Source organism: Mesorhizobium sp. WSM4819 (assembly GCF_055811215.1).
The window spans coordinates 1-1,406 of record NZ_JBVVQO010000081.1 but is presented as its reverse complement, the minus strand read 5'-3'; the positions used below and the strand labels follow the sequence as shown (position 1 = coordinate 1,406).

Annotated in this window: 1 protein-coding gene; it reads right to left on the bottom strand. The window is 65.2% G+C overall.

Annotated elements, in window-relative coordinates; all coding sequences use genetic code 11:
• Positions 1-55: 55 nt before the first annotated feature.
• The gene (locus AC0L18_RS32305) at positions 56-1,255 is read right to left on the bottom strand and encodes an IS256 family transposase (RefSeq protein WP_473495731.1); all 1,200 of its coding nucleotides are present in this window, start codon (positions 1,253-1,255) and stop codon (positions 56-58) included.
• Between the last annotated feature and the right edge of the window lie 151 nt (positions 1,256-1,406).

Genomic DNA, 1,406 nt, shown 5'->3' with positions numbered 1-1,406 from the left:
GCGTGGTGTAGGTAACGGCATTGGTCGCCGTGCTCTCCGGCAAGGGCCGGACTGATCAGCGCGCCACTGCCGGCAGGCTGATGAGCGGATCATCGCTCATCTGGCTGATAGTCTCAAGGGTCATGTAGCGCGCCCGCTGCACGGCCCATTCATCATTCTGTTCGAGCAGGAGGGCGCCGACGAGACGGACTATGGCATCGTCATTGGGGAAGATGCCGACGACCTCGGTCCTGCGCTTGATCTCGCCGTTGAGGCGCTCGATCGGGTTGGTGCTATGCAGCTTGGCACGGTGCTCCTTGGGGAAGGTCATGTAGGCAAGCACGTCGGGCTCGGCATCGTCCATGATGGTGGCGAGCTTGGGCACCTTCGGCCGGATCTGGTCGGCAACGGCGCGCCATTGGGTGCTGGCGGCCTCGGCCGTCTCCTGGGCGAAGGCGGTGGCGATGAAGGCTGAGGCGACGCGGCGGCCGCTCTTGCCGGCATGCGCCAGCACGTTCCTCATGAAATGGACCCGGCAGCGCTGCCATGTCGCGCACAGCACCTTGGTGACGGCCGCCTTGATGCCTTCATGGGCATCGGAAACGACGAGCTTGACGCCGCGCAGGCCGCGGCGGGTCAGCTTGCGCAAAAACTCCGTCCAGATCGGCTCGGCCTCAGACGTGCCGACCTCCATGCCCAGCACTTCGCGCCGGCCGTCTGCGTTGACACCGACGGCGATGATGACGGCGACCGAGACGATGCGTCCGCCGCGGCGCACCTTCAGGTAGGTGGCATCGATCCACAGATAGGGCCAGTCGCCCTCGATGGGCCTGTCGAGGAAGGCCTTCACCTTGCCGTCGATCTCCTCGCACAGCCGGCTGACCTGGCTCTTGGAGACGCCGCTCATGCCCATCGCCTTGACCAGGTCGTCGACCGAGCGCGTCGAGATACCCTGGACGTAGGCCTCCTGGATGACGGCGATCAGCGCCTTCTCGGCCATGCGCCGCGGCTCCAGGAAGCTCGGGAAGTAAGAGCCCTTCCTGAGCTTGGGGATGCACAGCTCGAAGGTGCCGGCCCGCGTCTCCCAGTCTCTGTCGCGGTAGCCGTTGCGCTGGACAAGCCGCAGTGGGTTCTTCTCGCCATAAGCTACGCCGGTGGCGGCGCCCACCTCCAGCTCCATCAGCCGCTCGGCGGCAAAGCCGATCATCTCGCGCAGGATATCGGCATCGGGGGTCTTCTCTACGAGCGTGCGCAGGTTCATCATGTCGTTGGTCATCGGTGGTTCCTTCGAATCAGGTTGTGTCAGCAACCCAACCCTACCGAAGAACATCGATGACCGCCGCTGCGCCGCTCGCTCGCTACAGCGCTGTTGAGGGCGCGCTCGCGAGCGGCTTCGCTATCGCCGACCTACACCACGCGGTGGGACA